Origin of the sequence: Sphingobium sp. LSP13-1-1.1, from assembly GCF_040676415.1 — a bacterium.
Lineage (GTDB): Bacteria > Pseudomonadota > Alphaproteobacteria > Sphingomonadales > Sphingomonadaceae > Sphingobium.
Window position 1 is genome coordinate 1 of the sequence record NZ_JBEGHU010000092.1, and the last position, 255, is coordinate 255.

The window sequence follows — 255 nt, forward strand, 5'->3', positions numbered from 1 at the left end:
GGTTGTTTGTTCCGTGGTCGCGGAGAGGCTGATTGTTGATGTAGATGTTCTTTTCTTTTTCCTCAGTCGTGTTGCCTACGATGCCGCCGATTGGGCCGTCGCCTAGTGCAACAAGAGCGAGCAAGTTGGCGTTGCTGACCATCGTATTGCCGATTGTCTTGCCGCCACCTTTTTCACCGTCTGTGTCATCATCACCGAATATCTCACTGACCTTCTTGTAGCCTTCCATGGCCTTCATGAAGATGCCATTGAACG

At 51.0% G+C, this 255-nt stretch carries 1 protein-coding gene; it reads right to left on the bottom strand.

From position 1 onward, the window contains the following. On the bottom strand, positions 1 to 238 hold a 238-nt coding region (locus MRBLSP13_RS22380), incomplete at its 3' end, for a hypothetical protein (protein ID WP_363756714.1). Positions 239 to 255 lie beyond the last annotated feature (17 nt).